The sequence below is a fragment of the Methylocapsa palsarum genome, from assembly GCF_900114285.1.
In the GTDB taxonomy this organism is placed as follows: Bacteria; Pseudomonadota; Alphaproteobacteria; order Rhizobiales; family Beijerinckiaceae; genus Methylocapsa; species Methylocapsa palsarum.
The window spans coordinates 61,281-77,217 of sequence record NZ_FOSN01000011.1 but is presented as its reverse complement, the minus strand read 5'-3'; the positions used below and the strand labels follow the sequence as shown (position 1 = coordinate 77,217).

Annotated in this window: 17 protein-coding genes; 12 read left to right on the top strand and 5 right to left on the bottom strand. The window is 60.5% G+C overall.

Translation table 11 applies throughout. The annotated features are described in order from the left end of the window. Nucleotides 1-47 precede the first annotated feature (47 nt). Both BM177_RS20640 and BM177_RS20635 read left to right on the top strand, forming a co-directional pair. The gene (locus BM177_RS20640; protein WP_244532298.1) at nt 48-698 is read left to right on the top strand and encodes a threonine aldolase family protein; all 651 of its coding nucleotides are present in this window, start codon (nt 48-50) and stop codon (nt 696-698) included. Next, nucleotides 664-1,083 carry a hypothetical protein gene (locus tag BM177_RS20635; protein ID WP_244532314.1) on the top strand — a complete coding sequence of 140 codons (420 nt, stop codon included), beginning with the start codon at nt 664-666 and terminating at the stop codon, nt 1,081-1,083. The genes BM177_RS20640 and BM177_RS20635 overlap by 35 nt, the downstream gene beginning before the upstream one ends. Before the next feature lie 104 nt (nt 1,084-1,187). Here BM177_RS20635 and dinB read toward each other — a convergent pair whose 3' ends face one another. Then, nucleotides 1,188-2,336, bottom strand: a complete 1,149-nt coding sequence (dinB, locus tag BM177_RS12925) for a DNA polymerase IV (protein ID WP_091683239.1) — start codon at nt 2,334-2,336, stop codon at nt 1,188-1,190. Nucleotides 2,337-2,422: 86 nt separating this feature from the next. Further along, nucleotides 2,423-2,770: a hypothetical protein gene (locus tag BM177_RS12920; RefSeq protein WP_139223616.1), complete on the bottom strand. Its 348-nt coding sequence runs from the start codon at nt 2,768-2,770 to the stop codon at nt 2,423-2,425. 501 nt (nt 2,771-3,271) lie between these two features. Here BM177_RS12920 and mtnC point away from each other — a divergent pair. The 5 genes from mtnC (at nt 3,272) to BM177_RS12890 (ending at nt 6,685) form a co-directional block, all read left to right on the top strand. Next, nucleotides 3,272-3,955, top strand: coding sequence for an acireductone synthase (mtnC, locus tag BM177_RS12915; RefSeq protein ID WP_091683091.1), 684 nt, complete (start codon nt 3,272-3,274; stop codon nt 3,953-3,955). Between the two features lie 188 nt (nt 3,956-4,143). Beyond that, nucleotides 4,144-4,473, top strand: a complete 330-nt coding sequence (locus BM177_RS12910) for a 2Fe-2S iron-sulfur cluster-binding protein (RefSeq protein ID WP_091683088.1) — start codon at nt 4,144-4,146, stop codon at nt 4,471-4,473. Between the two features lie 99 nt (nt 4,474-4,572). After that, entirely contained in the window at nt 4,573-5,520 is a 948-nt protein-coding gene (locus BM177_RS12905; RefSeq protein WP_091683086.1) for an aldo/keto reductase, read from the top strand. 167 nt (nt 5,521-5,687) lie between these two features. Continuing rightward, the gene (locus BM177_RS12900; protein ID WP_091683083.1) at nt 5,688-5,942 is read left to right on the top strand and encodes a hypothetical protein; all 255 of its coding nucleotides are present in this window, start codon (nt 5,688-5,690) and stop codon (nt 5,940-5,942) included. A 524-nt stretch (nt 5,943-6,466) separates the two neighbouring features. After that, nucleotides 6,467-6,685: a type II toxin-antitoxin system HicB family antitoxin gene (locus BM177_RS12890; RefSeq protein WP_091683080.1), complete on the top strand. Its 219-nt coding sequence runs from the start codon at nt 6,467-6,469 to the stop codon at nt 6,683-6,685. A gap of 28 nt (nt 6,686-6,713) precedes the next feature. Here BM177_RS12890 and BM177_RS20065 read toward each other — a convergent pair whose 3' ends face one another. Together BM177_RS20065 and BM177_RS12880 are read right to left on the bottom strand one after the other, a co-directional pair. Next, complete coding sequence (locus tag BM177_RS20065; RefSeq protein WP_175492600.1) at nt 6,714-6,875, bottom strand: hypothetical protein; 162 nt, start codon at nt 6,873-6,875, stop codon at nt 6,714-6,716. Between the two features lie 465 nt (nt 6,876-7,340). Next, nucleotides 7,341-7,922, bottom strand: a complete 582-nt coding sequence (locus tag BM177_RS12880) for an SRPBCC family protein (RefSeq protein ID WP_244532297.1) — start codon at nt 7,920-7,922, stop codon at nt 7,341-7,343. A gap of 276 nt (nt 7,923-8,198) precedes the next feature. On the opposite strand from BM177_RS12880, the gene BM177_RS12875 reads away from it, so the two are divergent. From BM177_RS12875 to BM177_RS12850, 5 genes are all read left to right on the top strand, one after another. Then, the gene (locus tag BM177_RS12875) at nt 8,199-8,405 is read left to right on the top strand and encodes a hypothetical protein (RefSeq protein WP_091683075.1); all 207 of its coding nucleotides are present in this window, start codon (nt 8,199-8,201) and stop codon (nt 8,403-8,405) included. Between the two features lie 172 nt (nt 8,406-8,577). Then, complete coding sequence (locus tag BM177_RS12870; protein ID WP_091683074.1) at nt 8,578-8,910, top strand: monooxygenase system ferredoxin subunit; 333 nt, start codon at nt 8,578-8,580, stop codon at nt 8,908-8,910. A gap of 378 nt (nt 8,911-9,288) precedes the next feature. Further along, nucleotides 9,289-10,710: a nucleotide disphospho-sugar-binding domain-containing protein gene (locus BM177_RS12865; protein ID WP_091683072.1), complete on the top strand. Its 1,422-nt coding sequence runs from the start codon at nt 9,289-9,291 to the stop codon at nt 10,708-10,710. Between the two features lie 155 nt (nt 10,711-10,865). Next, entirely contained in the window at nt 10,866-11,573 is a 708-nt protein-coding gene (locus BM177_RS12855; protein WP_139223615.1) for a hypothetical protein, read from the top strand. Nucleotides 11,574-11,715: 142 nt separating this feature from the next. Next, nucleotides 11,716-13,458 carry a cyclic peptide export ABC transporter gene (locus BM177_RS12850; protein ID WP_139223614.1) on the top strand — a complete coding sequence of 581 codons (1,743 nt, stop codon included), beginning with the start codon at nt 11,716-11,718 and terminating at the stop codon, nt 13,456-13,458. 23 nt (nt 13,459-13,481) lie between these two features. On the opposite strand, the gene BM177_RS12845 is transcribed toward BM177_RS12850, so the two are convergent. After that, nucleotides 13,482-15,929, bottom strand: coding sequence for a penicillin acylase family protein (locus tag BM177_RS12845; RefSeq protein WP_175492599.1), 2,448 nt, complete (start codon nt 15,927-15,929; stop codon nt 13,482-13,484). Nucleotides 15,930-15,937: the final 8 nt, after the last annotated feature.

Sequence of the window (15,937 nt, the reverse complement as noted above, 5' to 3'; positions counted from 1 at the left end):
TTATCTATTGAATAGCCGCATGTTTCGTTAGCCGATCAGGACCAATGATGGCCTTTCTCGCCAGTGATAATACGTCGAACGTCAGCCCGGAAATCATGGAGGCCCTTAATCGAGCGAACATTGGACATGCAAGGCCCTATGGCGCGGATGAATATACCTTCCGCCTGACGGAACAATTTCGCCTCCTGTTCCAGCATGATGAATTGCTCGCTTTTCCGGTTTTCAACGGATCGGCGGCGAACAGCGCCGCGTTGGCCAGCCTCGTGAAGCCATATGAATTGGTCGTCGGGCATCACTACAGCCATATTGGCCGGGATGAATGCGGCATGCCCGAATTTTTCACCGGCGGAAAGATTCTCGGCGTTTCGGGCGATCTTGGAAAAATAGATCTCTGCGACCTCGACAGGGTGTTGCGGTTGGCGAGTCACGCCGGCGTCCACCACAGTCGACCAAGAGCCGTCAGCGTGACCCAGTCGACAGAGGTTGGGACGATCTACAGCATCGAAGAGATCGAGAAGATATCGGCCGTCGCAAAAGAACATGATCTGCATCTTCATATGGATGGCGCGCGCTTCGCCAATGCTGTTTCCAGTCTTGGCTGCAGGCCCGCCGACATGACCTGGAAATGCGGCGTCGACGTTCTGTCCTTCGGCGGCACGAAAAATGGCGATGTTGGCGGAAGCGGTCATCTTCTTTGATCGACGCCTGGCGACTGATTTTGCTTATATTCGCAAGCGCGCCGGCCAGCTTGCGTCCAAACAGCGGTACATTTCGGCGCAACTTCTGGCCCTCATAGAAGATGGGCTTTGGCTGCGGAACGCGGCGATCGCGAATTCAGCCGCGAAGAGGCTGGCGGACGCATTGCGACATATTCCTCAGGTAAAAATGCATTTTCCCGCCGACGCGAACGTCTTGTTTGTCGAAATGCCCAAAGCATTGGCGGACAGCCTGTTGGCGAATGGCCACGAATTCTACCATTGGCCGTTGCTGGGACAAGACGTCTACCGTCTGGTCGCCAGTTTCAACACCACCGAAAGTGAAGTCGACTCTTTCGTCGACGATTGCAAGGCGATTGGCCTTTGACCATTTGACTGGCGCACGGCTTTTCTTGGCGCGCCCGCGCCGCAAACCATAGGTTCGCGAAAGCTGCTATTTTTTTGACGTATGAACGCGGCCGGTCATCGAGGCTAAAGCGCCAGCTGCAATTGAGGAATCGCCCGGGTTTGCTCGCCGTCAAGCGACGACAGGGACACGCCAAGAAGTCTTATGCCTTTTGCGATGGGAAAAACCTGTCCGAGGAGTTGGACGCTTCGCCGTTCAAGCTCCGCCCGGGCGGCGGCAGGCGCCGCGAAGGTCCGGCTGCGCGTGACTTGCTGGAAATCCGCATATTTGACTTTCAGCGTTATGGTCCGGCCACGGCGACCGGCGCTCTCGCCATGCCTCCAGACCTTGTCCAAAATCGGCTGCAGCGCCTCGCGCGCGGCCTCGAAGGTGAAGAGATCCTCGAAGAAGGTGTTTTCGGCCCCGACGGATTTGCGAATCCGATCGGCCCGAACCGGCCTGTCGTCGAGCCCCCGCGCAATCCAGTAATAATACGATCCCGATTTTCCGAAATGACGCCGCAAGTCAGCGAGTGAGCGGCCTTTGAGGTCCAGTCCCGTCGCGATCCCGAGCCTGTTCATTTTCACGGCCGTCGCGGGACCGACGCCATGGAATTTCCGGACGGGCAGGGTCTCGACGAATTGAGGCCCGACCCGAGGCGTGATCACGAACAAACCATCGGGCTTGCGGTGGTCCGAGGCGAGCTTCGCCAGAAACTTGTTGTACGATACGCCGGCGGAAGCGGTGAGGTTCGTCTCGGCGTGGATTTGCGCCCGGATCTCTTCGGCGATTGCGGTCGCGGAAACCAGGCCATCGAGAGCGTCCGTGACGTCGAGATAGGCTTCATCGAGCGAGAGCGGTTCGATAAGGGGCGTGTAGCGCGCAAAGATGTCGTGCAGCTGCCGGGACGCGTCCCGGTAGATCTCGAAGCGCGGCTTCACGAAGATCAGGTCGGGGCATTTCCGCCTCGCCGTGACCGACGGCATCGCCGAGCGGACGCCGAACGCCCGCGCCTCGTAGCTCGCCGCGGCGACGACCCCGCGTTCGCGCGATCCGCCAACCGCGACCGGCCTGCCGCGAAGCTCCGGATTGTCGCGCTGCTCCACCGAGGCGAAAAAAGCGTCCATATCGATGTGAATGATCTTGCGCTGGCGTTGAGGCTCTGCGGGCGCGTTTCGTCTTTGATCTTCACGATCAAATGGTCCGCCATGTCGAACAGCGTGCGTCGTGAGCATGGCGATCCGTTCGCGAGGCCTCTGTGTTTCCGCCTCGGACGATGGCCAAGGCGCCTTCCACGCGCGCTCAAGCGCCTTGAACGCTTTCAAAGCTGCAAGATGTCTTCGACGATGCTCTCCGCGAGGTTACGGTCCGCCGCAGCGTAGAAAGCCTTCAACTTGATCCCCGTGACAGTTCTCGCGCGAATATCGGCCAGCCTTCGGATCTCGGCGTCGAGCCTTTCGAGCGCGACGGCCTCGGCCTCTTTCCCCGCTTCAAACGCGGCGAGCGTGGCGGCGCCCGGCTCGCTCAGATAGGCGATTCGCGCCGCGTTGCGCCGCGCGATAGCGTCGTGGAAACATTTCTCGGCGGAATCGACTTCAGCCGCCAGAACGTAGAGATCGGCCTCCTGCGCCAGGACTTCAACCCTGTCGGGGCCCAAGCTGTCATTCATCGCGGAAGACGCGGTTGACCCTTTTGCGATGCGATCGATCCGCGACGAGGCGGGAAAGCTCCTTTCCCGAAGATACAGGCCGGATCGGGTCATACTCTCTCTCCGTCTGGCGAAACGGGCGGATACCGCGCGCCGGAAAACAAGCTTAATGTACATGTTTTGTTCCAGAAGCCAAGCTCTTTTTCCTCACGTTATAGATCCCGGGACGGCGCCAGAGCGGCCTTGCCGCCGCGCGGTTGTCCTTAGCCAGGACAGGTTTGCGCGTGGGGAATGGCCATGCCCAGCGGCACCAATCATGCTTGCGCTGCGACAAGGCTCGCGGAACGGGAAGGCGACGCGCGTCAATGTGGTGATTGCGACAATGCGTCGCCAAGGATGCGGAGAGCGGGAGTCACACATTTGGCGAACTGGATTTGGGCGGCGAATACAAGCTCACGCCTCGCGGCGGCGCGCCCGGAATGACGGCCGCCGGCGATTGGTTTCCGGACGGACTATCCGGCGATGGCTGAACCTGTTCGCGCCGTCCTGACAGACCTTGAGGGCGCGGCTTTGCCTGCGTCTTTCGTGACGCAAACCTTGGGGCTGCTCGCTCGCGAGCGGCTGGCGGATTATATCGGGCAACATGCAGCCGACCCGGACATCGAAGACGCCTTGGATGAAGCTGGACGTCTACTTGGCGGGTTCTGTCTGAAACCCGAGGAAGCGTCGGCGCTGCTGTTGCGCTGGATGAAGCAGGATCGCAAGGCGACGCCGCTCAAGTTGATCCAAGGTCTGATCTGGCGGGAGGCTTATGAGGCCGGCTCGCTCACGAGCGAACTTTACGCCGACGTCGCGGATTGCCTCAAAGCCTGGGCTTCCGCCGGCCTCCGGCTTTTTGTTTATTCGTCGAACTCGGAACTGGCGCAAAAACTGTTGTTAAGCCGCACCTCATCGGGTGATCTGACTCCATTGTTCGAGGCCTTTTTCGACACAACCATCGGCCAGAAGATTGAACCCGCGTCTTACCGGGCCATCAGCGACCGCCTGGCTCTGCCATGCGAATCGATCCTGGTTCTGTCGAGCAACGAGGATGAACTGGACGCCGCCCGAACCGCGGGCCTAGCGACCGTCAAAATCGCCCGCGAGGAGCACGCGGACAGCCGTCACCCGGTTTGCCTCGATTTCGCATCGCTGAAATTAGGTTGACGGCTTCCGTCGCGCCGCTTGAGCATATTCCGATCGGATTGAATCAATCTAATCGATAAGGATATGCCCAAGCCTTTGATTCTGAAGCGATTTCTGATTGATCGCATGACTTCATGCGATCGGAAAGCGCTCTAGCCGAGAGAAAACGCTACGGCGCATCAAGTCTCGCTTGCGGCCCTGGTGAGAGAATGGCTGGATTTACGCTTGAAACCCGAACCGGCGGCCAAATCGAAATCGTCGGGAAGGATGGGGTTTCGCTGATGAAATTGATCCGCCGCGCCGGCGTCGAGGAATTGACTGCTCAATGCGGCGGCGGCTGCGCCTGCGCGTCCTGCCATGTTTACGTGACATGGCCAAAGGGCGTTGCGGCGGCCAAAACGGAACTTGGCGAAGCCCGCATGCTCTCCACGGCGAATCATCGCCGCATCTCCTCGCGCCTGGCCTGCCAGATCAAATTCGAGGCGAACCTCGACGGAATGCGCGTTTGCATAGCGCCGGAGGATATGGATCGCTTCTAGAATTCCGAGACACTCGACCCAAGCCTTTGATTCCGCCGGCGCCAAGCGACAGAGCGCGGCCGCGGCGAGGTCAATGTCGGGACGCTTTTGAGTTTTCCAATGAAACATCGCAAGATCGGAGGATCCGGCCTTAGCTGCGCCCCGCTTGTGCTCGGCTGCCATGTCTTCGGATGGACCGTCGATGAAGCCGGATCTTCAGCGATCCTCGACGCATTCATCGATCGCGGCTTCGCCATGATCGACACAGCCGACACATATTCGACCTGGGCGCCGGGACATCAGGGTGGCGAATCCGAAAGGATCATCGGGAACTGGCTGAATGCGACTGGCAAGCGCGATCAAGTTCTGATTGCGACCAAAGTCGGCGGCGATATGAAAAATGCGGGCAGGGGGCTTTCGAAAGCCCACGTCATCCGCTCCGCCGAACATTCCCTGCGCCGGTTGAAAACCGATCGGATCGATCTTTACCAGGCGCATTTCGACGACACGACCGTGTCGTTTGAAGAGACCCTCGAAGCGTTCTCCAGCCTTATCCAAAGCGGCAAAGTTCGCGCGATCGGAGCGTCCAATTACTCGGCGCCGCGTCTCGCGGAAGCGCTGCGCGTCGCCCGCCTCCACGGGCTTCCGCTCTATACATGCCTGCAACCGCACTACAACCTGATCACCCGAAGCTTTTTCGAAGGCGGCCTGCGTCAGCTTTGCGTCGCGGAAGATCTCGGCGTCATTCCGTTTCGCGGGCTCGAAGCGGGATTTCTCACCGGCAAATATCGATCGATAGCCGACACTGTGGGGGCGGCGCGAGGCGCCTCCGTCGCGCAAATTCTCGATCCGCGCAGCCTTGACATTCTGTCCGAACTCGACGCCGCGGCCCTCCGCTTCGACGCCACCCCGGCGCAAGTGGCGATCGCCTGGTTGCTGGGCCAGCCGGGCGTCGCCGCGCCTGTCGTCAGCGTCACCACGCTCGACCAGCTCAATGAAATTTCCGGCGCGCTGGCGTTGACGCTCGACGCCAGAACGCTGATGCGGCTCGATCTCGTGAGCGCCTGAAGGCTTCGCAAAACGGACTTCAAGACTGGCCCGGATCGGCCTCGATCAAAACGGACGCTGTAGATTTCGATAGGTTGCTTATGTCTGAAACGCCATTGGACAGCTTGATTTTGGCCTTTCCGCAACCATAATGACGCCTGCTGGCGGCAACAACGGGAGAGCTGATCATGCCGATGAAAGAAGAGGCCATTCAAGCGGGCAAATGCTATAGGACCAAGGGCGGGGAAATAAACTCGGAAAAGTACACAGTGTTGAGCATCACCCGCGGAATCGTCACCTATCAAAGCTGGACCACCGACCCGAACAGGCTGTCGCTGCGCACGAACACCGGTCTGAAAGCATTGGCAGAAGTGATCTTCAAAGAGATCCCTTGTCCAAACCGGGATCCCAACCAGAAGGTTGACTTCTTCGATCCGTCGTAACCCGCGGCGCATCGATCGAGGCGCGCCTGAGATTTTCCAAATTGGCGTCAGACGTTTGGCGCGGCGTCAGGAACAATTCGCCAACGGTTTCCTTTTTCTCAGGCGGCCACTCCGCGAACGCCTGATCGGCTGGGAGGCTCGATTTGCATCACTCAACCGCACGAATGTTTTTTTTACGCTTCCTTCTTCAAGTCCAGATGTCGCGCGAATGCTGGCCCAATTATTGAATCAAACTTATTTCGGCGAGCGCATAATGTCGGTTGTCGGACTTCGGACATTCCAGAGATGCACAATAAGCGATTGGAGGCCTTCCGTAGCGATCCAGGCGGCGACTGGAGCATCGCCGATTTCGAAATTACAGCCTCTCAATACGCTATGAAATTCCGAAAGGTGACCGGGTCTTATGTTGTGTTCACACATCCGTCGATTCCAAACTGCGTCGCGCTTCCCTTAAAGAAAAAGGTCAGGTCTTTGCACGTCAAAGCCTTCATTGAGATGATCGATCGGATGGACGCTCTCGACCAATGAGCGCCGCGGACATTTACCCCTGCGTCATCTCGTCAATATCGCCTGAGGACGGCGGTGGTTATGTCGCCTGTTTTCCCGATATTCCAGGGTGTCTTGGCATTGGCGAGACGTTGGACGAAGCCCTTGCGGACGCGCGGCAGGCTCTTCTGGCCTGTCTCGACGCTTTAAAGGCGGTCGACCGCGAACCACCCGTCCCATCTTCTTCGCCCGGCTGAAACGAAGTCTCGAGGAATGACGATACCATTACCGCAGCAGGTCACCGCCATCCACGCTGTTCCGGCGCGCCTTCTGAACTGCGGTTTCCGACTCCTCATCCTGCGCGAACTCCGAATCGGGAACGATCCGTCGAACTTCGCCTGGATAGAGCAGAACCTGTTTCGAAAGCCGCAGCGGCTCAACCGCCACGGGCTCTCGTTCGCCACAGCTTTTCTGCCTGAGATTGTTTCCTGGTTGAGCGAGACGTCGGGAAGGCCAACTCTTCACTCCAGCACCGGCGCGCCTTGTCGAAACGCGCGCTGGCCTGTCTTGGCCTGGCGAGGGGAGGACCGCGTCTGGACGCGGGATGTCAAAACGATCGAATGGTTTGTCGACGCCGTTTTTTATGACGACGCGTCGTGGAGCGCATTTCGGCAACGCTGGCGCGATCGCTTGTGCTTGGAGAAGGCGCAGGCCTGAATCGCCTTGGGTGAAGGATCAGGGAACCGCGCAAGGAGAGTAATCTGTCGAAGAGGCGCCTGTCCCCCATTTTTGGGCGGAGTTTCTTATCATCGCTTTCGAATCCGCCGACGCTTTCACGAACGCCCAACATATGCGCTCAGGGACCGCGAAAGCTTCACTTCAAGGGTGGGCGCGCTTCCGTTTCGAAACCGTTTACGCGCCATGCTCCACAAGATCTGGAAGTCTCTTCGCCAGACTTCTCAACACGCTCTGAGACCCTTTTGTCATGATGTCGAAGAGAGCGTCTGATGAAGGATCCGCGCCAAATCCCTCGTGAACGAAACGAAAGCTCGTTCCTCCGCTGGGCGCCGGGGAGAGCGTCCAGGTCACCGTCGTATCCATATAGCGGCCAAAAGCCTTGAGCTCCTCATGTCCCCCGTACCAGCGGAACTTGATCTTGCTTGGCGCTTCGACAGCAAGCACCTGGCATTTGAATTCTCCATCCCACCGCTCGATCGGCCGTCCCCAAATGGTGAACTTGTGTCCCATGACGGGCTCGATATCATTCGGGAAAAACCAAACGGCGAGCCATTCCGAATCGGTCATCGCCCGCCATACGGTTTCAATGGGATGCTCGAACTCCGCCTCCGTCTCAACCGAGCGCCCTTCTGTAGTTACGGTCACAACCTGCTCCCCGCCAATGTGATGCGACAAGACGCCGTCGGGCGCCGCTTCAAGACGAACAATTTCCTGCGATCTGAAAGCGAGGCCCGTCCGCGCATCTTGGCTATGCAATTTTGACTCCGCGCCGTTCGAGAATTCTCAACAGGCCGTCCGCCAACAGGGGGGCGGAGAAAACATGACTTCGCCATTCACGCCGGAAACCGCTTCTGCGGAGTTTCCGGCCCGATACGACAATCTTGCTCAGCTTGGGCGCCGATTTTGCTCAGTGCTCTACGCCGGTCTGATGAGCCGCCCATGTTTCAACGGCGACGACCACGTCGGCTGAAGTTCTCCGGTCCCGGCCAGAACGGCTACACTCGATCAAAAAACAACTGGAAGGAAGCAGCGATGGCGGGCGATTACAAAGTGACGGTTGAGGAATTGCCAAATGGTAAATGGGCCTGTTTTCTGCATTTGCCTGGAAAGGATCAGCCTTTCGACCTCGGCAAGCAATTCAAGAGCGAGGATCGGGCCGAACTTTGGCTCAATGTCTCCGAGGCCACGACAGCGATAGACATGGTGCTCGCCAAGCATCGAGCAGAGCTTGCAAAATAAACGCGTCGTCGCGACGAGGAACCGGGCGCGCGTCGGCCTCTTATGTTGTTTTTGAACGGCCGACCGTATTCGCCGCTTCTGTCCGCTCTCGCACCGCCTGTTTGCTCTAGTCCTTGTAGCCGACAATTCCCGACGAGGGGAAGAGCGTGGCGAATCCGTAAGAAAGCGTTCAATGTTCGGTCGGGTGTGTAAAGAGGACACCATTGTCGAAGGCGGGATGCGGCTCGTGATCGCCAATTCCCATGTCATCATTCTGGCGTGGCCGGACAACGGCGTAATCAAAGCGTTTCAGGGCGTCTGTCCGCACACCAACACGCCTTTGGCTGAGGCCGACTTTGACGGGGCGGTGTTGACCTGCCCCAGTCATTCCTGGACCTGGGATGCAATGACAGGAGAGCCGATTCATCCGAAAGAATGCTGGCTGGCGGAATATCCGGTTAAAGTCGACGGCGGGATTATTTATATCGATACCGAAGGGGTTTCGCCGCTGTTTGCTCCACGATAAGGGGCGGCTCATCGGGCCGACGGCGCCCGCCAATCCACTGGCGGCCGCGACGGATCGGCGGCCTTTTTCCCGGTCCTGGTCAGCGAGAGGAGGACACGGCGGAGACGCCGGCCAGATGACCGCACAGATCTGCGGTCACAAGGTTCGCGGAATTCGCAATCGGCCAAGGTTCGAGGGGCCGGCTATGCGCGCCCGTCGCGTTCGGCGATTCTGGCTGAGGCTCGCGGGACGACGCATTTCAACGGCGGATTTAACGCCTTTCATCCGTTTTAGGAGGACCGCAGACCCATCTGACAAGCCAGGGGGGCCGTCGGCGCGTCGTTTACGGCGCGACGACATCCTGACCGAGCATCTCGATGACCGACCCGAGGAACCCTTATGGCGCGCGTGGCGTTTTTCACTTGGCCGATTTTCGCCTCGGTTGAAAGCACCGTCAGACTGGCCCGCGATCTGAGCGCAAGAGGACATAAAGTCTCCTATCTTGGCCCGCCGGAATGCGCGCAATATGTCGCTTCGCATGGATTTCCTATTACGCCGCTGTATCAAAAATGGCTGCCAACGTCCGACGAAGAATCTGTCGCAGAGCGTAACGTTCTTGAACGCCTTCAGGCCGCCCGTGCGATGGTTCGCAGAGCGCGCGATCTCCTCGACGCCATTGGCGCCGGCCGGGAATGCGAGTTTCAGGAAATCATGGCGCGCCTCAAGCCCGATCTTCTTCTGATCAACATGAGCGACTTCGAGGCCATTATACCCTCGCTGCTGGCCTATGAATCAGATGTGACGACCGTCTACCTTTACGACAATTACTCGAGGTCCGAAAATGCCGTCGTCCCGCCGGTCACGACATCGATCATTCCGGAAAGCGGCTGGCGGGTGAGGTTGCAGGCGCAGCTCGCCTGGAAAATACTGAAGGCCCGACGCCGCGTCGCCGGTTATTTTCTCGGGTGGGCCGGCCTCTCATATGAGACGGATCTTCTTAGGACGAGCCGACTGATCGCCTCCCGCTGCGGCTATCCTGAAGATTGCATCGAATCGACGGACGCGCTGTCCCTCAAGGCGCGTTTTCCGGAGATCGTGCTTTGTCCCCGCGAACTGGATTTTCCTCACCCGGATCAGCCCGGCCGTCGTTATCTCGATTCGGGAATCGACCTTCATCGACCGGAAGCCGATTTCCCGTGGGATCGGTTGCAACAAGGGCGGCGGATTATCTATTGCGCGCTCGGCACTTTGATCTGGCGTGAACCAGCAGCCTACAAGCGATTCTTTCAGGTCGTGATCGACGTCGCCGCAACCAGGGCGTCTTCGCAATGGGTGATCGCCCTTTGCGATAGTGTCGATCCCGAGGATTTCAAGAACGTTCCGCCGAACGTGATCCTCGTCAAGCGCGCGCCTCAGCTGGCGATGCTGAAGAAATGCGCTGTCGCCATCGTGCATGGCGGCGCGAACACGATCAAGGAATGCGCCTATTTCGGCGTGCCGATGATCGTTTTTCCGCTGGGTTTCGATCACCCGGGCAACGCCGCGCGGGTCGTCTACCACGGGCTCGGGCTGCGAGCCGATTTTGCCGCTGTTTCGGAGCGAGAGCTGAATGCGCTGATCGACAGGATCGACCGCGACCCGCTCATCCAGACCCAGGCGCTGGCGATGGGAGAGACGCTGCGCAATGGCGGCGGCGCAGGGCCGGCGGTCGACTTTCTTGAAATGCTGCTGGCCTGCCCGCCAGCTTCGCAATCAGACGACGATCCCGACGCCTTCGCTCCGCGAATTGGAAACGGTCTGAAACAAGAAAGCGTGTCGTAGCCGACGCCTTTCAGCCGTTTTACCTGTGGGCGCGCTGCGGCGGCCGGAGTTGTGCGGAAAGCCGATACATGGACGGCGCGCCCTCCTCCTGCGCGGGCGAGCAATGAGGCTTCATCGGCGAGGCTTCATCGACAAGGCTTTTGGGGAGAACCAAAGTGAGAATGAAATCGATGCAAACGATTGGAGCAGCGCTCGCCGCCGTCGGGACGGCGGCGCTAACATGTTCCTTTTTGAACCCGGCCATGGCTCATGAGGACAGGCTGGTTCCAGCTTCCGTCAACAAGATCCAGCTGTCCGTCGGATTTCATGACGAGCCGGCGTTTTTCGGCAACACCAACGGCGTCGACGTCTATCTCTACACCTATGACAAGCCATGCACTGACGTCGGCGGCTCCGATCCGGGAGATTTCGTCGGCGCTCCTGTCGACGTCAACGGCGCTAATGGAGACGCCGTCGACCTGAAAGTCGATCTCCTCCTCCTCAGCAAGGAGAAACCCTATATTCCAGGACAATCGGGAAATCCGACGATCCTGGCCCAGAAGACGGTCACATTGGTCTCGCCTCTCGAAGAAGATGCGTTCTCCATTGGTCTCTACAACAGTTGGTTCAAGCCATCGCAGGCCGCCGGCGGATCGAGCAGCGGCGGGCTTCCGCATGGAACCAACGCGGGCAAAGCCTATGGTTTTCACGTTTACGGCGCCGTTCACGCCGGGGCCAACACTTACCAATGCCAGGGGACAACCGCGCCGCTGCCGATCGCCGCGCGCGACGCGACGATCAATCAATATTTCGTCTGCGGCAACGGGACGAGAACGCCGGGAGATGGATCGACCTGCGTCGAGATTCCGCAATCCGCGCCCTGAGCCACTCAATAGCCAACGGGGCAGGTTGATTCGTCGGCGGGAGGGGAGCTAATTAGCCTCCCTGTCCGTTCTGGCGGGCGCTTTCCCCGCCTTGACCGGCGGTCCGTCCTCATCCGCTGGGCGGCCTGTCGTCGGAGCCCTGATGACCGATGCCTCGCCGCGCCCGCGCGCGTCACTTCGCAACGCATTAAAACTATTGCCGCCGGCCTCGCGGCGCATGCTGACGGGATCGGTTGTCGCCGGTCTTGCCGCAGGCGGAGCCAGCGCCGGCCTTTTGACCTTTATCAACGCCGCCTTGGTGAAAGGACAGGCCGCGAATCCCGCCGCCGCCGTCGCCGGGTTCATAGGGCTCTGCCTGCTGAGCCTCACGGCTGGCGTCGCTTCGGAAATCCTTGCGTTGCGCCTCACACAAAGAAGTCTTCATGACTTGCGGCTCTGGCTTAGCCGGCGGATCCTGCGGGCGCCTCTTCAGAAATTGGCGTCCCACGGCCTCCATCGCCTTACGGCGGCGCTGACCGACGACGTCGCCAGCGTGGCTCATGCGCATCAGGCCCTTCCGGTTGTGTTCATCGAAGGCTCCGTCGCCCTTGGCGCCCTCATCTATGTGGGGACCCTGTCGGGCGCGCTTCTGCTTCTCCTTCTGTTCCTGCTCGGCCTCGGCCTTGGCGTGTTTTTCCTGGCGCAGCGCCGGTCGTTGCGCTGGATGCGGCTGGCGCGGGAGGCGGACGACGCCCTGTTCGGCAATTTTCGCGCTTTGACCGAAGGCTGCAAGGAACTGAAGATGGACGCCCGCCGGCGGGCGGCGTTCCTTGAGGACGAGCTTGGCGTCTCCGCTGATTTGTTGCGCACGCGCAACACGGCCGGCTTCACCATCTTCATTCTTGGAGCCCACGCCAGCCAGATCCTTATTTACGCCGCCATCGGACTTGTTCTTTTTGCTCCCCAGTTTCTCGCGAATGCAGGCGCGGACGCCGCGACCGGCTGGACGCTTGCGATCCTGTTCATCATGGGCCCTATCATGGCCATCGCAAATTCCCTGCCCGTTCTCGGACAAGGCTTCGTCGCCCTGCGCAATCTCGAAGCGCTCGGCGTGTCCCTGCCGCAAGAACCGGCGACTGACGCGGGACCACCGCTCGCCTTGAAGAGACCGGGCGTTCTCGAATTCGCCGGGGTAAAGCATCGCTACCGCGCCGCGGACGGCGAACAGGGCTTTGTGCTTGGTCCGCTCGATGTGCGGTTCGAGCCGGGCGAGCTCGTTTTTATCATTGGCGGGAACGGCGACGGCAAGACGACGATGGCGCTGCTCCTTCTCGGCCTATTGTATCCGGAAAGCGGCGAGATCAGATTGAACGGCGAAACCATCGGCGAGGACGAGCGCGACGCCTACCGGCAGAATTTTGCCGCTGTTTTCGCCGACGCTTTCGTCTTCGACTCTCTGCTCGGCTACGACGATCCGCAATCGGTCGCGCAGGCGCGGAAGCTGATCGTCGAATTAGACCTGAACCATAAACTCTCTCTCGAAGACGGCCGCTTCACGACAACTGATCTCTCCCGCGGCCAACGCAAACGTCTGGCCCTGCTCGCCGCGTATATCGAGGATCGGCCGTTCTACGTTTTCGATGAATGGGCGGCGGAACAAGATCCGGTGTTTCGGGAAATCTTCTACAAAGACATGTTGCCGCGCCTCAAGGCGCGCGGCAAGACGATCATCGTGATTACGCACGATGATCGTCACTATCATCTGGCCGATCGACTGCTGCGGCTCGAGGCCGGGAAAATCGAGCCGCTCCCTTCATCCTGGGCGGCGCCGGCGTCCGACGATCGGCAAAGCCCGGCCGGAACGATGCGCAAAACCGCAAGTCAAACGCGCCCTGCGGCGCGATAATCCCGCGCGGCGTCTCGCGCGCTTCAGTTTGCGGGCCGGGGCCTGAGATACAACGTTCGCTGCGCCTTCGCCGACAGGAACGGCGTCGGCAGTCCCAGCGTCCATGCTGCCTGCTGGTCAGAGTAATTGGGCGAGGCCGGCTGGCCGGACTGGCCGCCCGGCATGTGCAGGAACCCCTCCGCTTCGCGCCCCGGCGCGACGACCATACGTTCGCTCGCGCCGTATTTCCCGTCGGCCAGGCGGACGCATCGCCCGCATCCGGGCAGCGCCGCACGGGGCATGTCGAGCAATGGTCCGAGCAGATTGATCGCTTCCGAAAGGGGGTGGCGAATGTCGGCTTTGTTGACGTCGCCCCAGGTCAGCGGGGCGATGTTTTGGCGGCCATGACGCGCCGCCAGAGTCTCCGAGCTTCGAAGCAATGTCGAGCGCAAGAACTCGGGCCAGTCGCGAAAGGCGCCGCCGCCCGGAAGCAATTCCGTTCGGCCGCTTTCTATCATGCGCTGCACCGGAACATCCGCGCCGCTCCAAAAATAGGCGAAGGAAGGATCGAGTTCGCGGCATTTGTGGAACAACGGAGTGAGAACGGCTTCGACGAGCGCTTCGCGAAACTCCACCAGCACTGCAAGCCCGAGAGAATTCGTCTCGGCGCGTCCATCCCAATCTTCCAGCGCGCGGCGTAACCCGGCGAAGGAGGCAAGAGTTTGAACCGGCGCGCCCTCCAACGCACGCAGCGCCGCCGATTGATAATACCTGTAGACGTCCGTCTGCGTGTCCAGCTGCGCGGCCAGCATGTCGCTCTCGCCGATGACCTCGAGCCCGGTCAGGCGCTGCGTGATGCGCCAGGCGCGATAACCGCCAGAAAAATCGTGGCCGATCACGCCGGGATATTCCGCCCCCAGCATGCGTTGGTTCGCGCTGACGAGGATCCCGCTGGGCGGATTGACGATGCTCGGCGCTTGATCGGGCGCGACATAGCCGTCCCATCCCCTGCCGCCGTCGGCCCAGGACTCGGCGAACAGCCCATCCATGCCGACCCGTTTCGGAAGCCGTCCCATGTAGGTCCAGCCGATATCGCCTGCGCTGTCCGACAAAAGGACGTTAAGCGGCGGCCCGCCAACGCGATGGAGCAGCGTGATCGCCGCGCCGACCGTCTCGACGTCGGCCATGTCGGCGAGGCCCAGATCGGTTGCGGCGGGATCGAGCGCTGTCCAGTGCGCCGCCACCTGCTGTCCGAGGAGCGGCTCCGGCAGCAACGGCCCCCAGATCGTCGTGCGCTCCTCGATCGCCTCGTCCGGTCCGCCGCGGACATGGATGATTTCGGACCTCGTTCCAAAAGGAAGGAAGCCGGTGGGGGTCTTATATCTCCCTTTGTCCGCCGGATCCTCCTCGATCGTGACGAGATCGACGAAATCTCCCTCAACGCTGGTCAGCCCCCAGGCGACTTTGCCGTTGCTTCCCGCGATCAGCATGGGGACGCCCGGCAAGGTCAGACCGGCAAGATGCGCGCCTTGGTAATTCAGTTCCGCGCGATACCAGACGTTCGGCGCCATCAGTTGCAGATGCATGTCATTGGCGAGGATGGCGCGACCGTCGCGCGTCCTCGCTTTGCCGACGACGAAGGCGTTCGATCCGCGCGGATTGCCCGCACCCGACACGGCGCGAGGGCCGCCTTCGCCGACCCGCTTGCGGCTATCGCGGCCGGCCTCGTGAAGGACGGAGATCAGATCATCGACCGGAATGGCGTCCGGCGCGCAGCGCGCCGGGTTCCGGGGTGTGAGAAGCTCGTTGTAGCAATCGCTTTCGGGCGTCAGGAAATTGACCACCGTGGCCGGCATGGCGGCGCGCATGACGCTGGCGGTTCGTTCCTGATCGCCCGACCATGATAATGTCGAATGCATGGAAAGGATGACCAGAATGCTGTCTTCTGGGCGCCAGGGGGCGGGTTTGTACCCCAACAGGGTGAATTCGACCGGAAAAATCGTCGCCGTCGCCATCGCCTGATTGACGCCGGCGGCGTAGGCGTCGAGTAATTGACGCTGCGGCGCCGGGAGCCTCTCGACGATGACGCCGGCAAGTTCGCCAAAGCCCATGCGCCGGTTCCACCGATCCTCCTCCAGCGTCGCGGGGCCGAATATTTCAGCAAGTCTCCCGGCCGTCTCGCGGCGAAGCAGATCCATCTGAAAGAGACGATCCCTCGCTGTGACGAATCCGAGGGCGTGGAACGCGTCGACGCGATTGGCGGCGTCGATGCGTGGAATTCCGAGCGGATCGAAGTCGACCTTGACCTCGGCGACAAGACCGTCGAGTGAAACGGCGCCGCCTTCGAGCGGAAGCGGCGCGTACAGGGCGTAGCTCACAACACCCGCCAAGAGTGCGACCCCTAGACCGAGCGCCCTCGCCGCCCAAACGATGGCGATGCTGCGGACACGGCGGCGCGGAGCCAGATCCGGCGCAGACTCGCTGCGCTTCATGGCGCGGC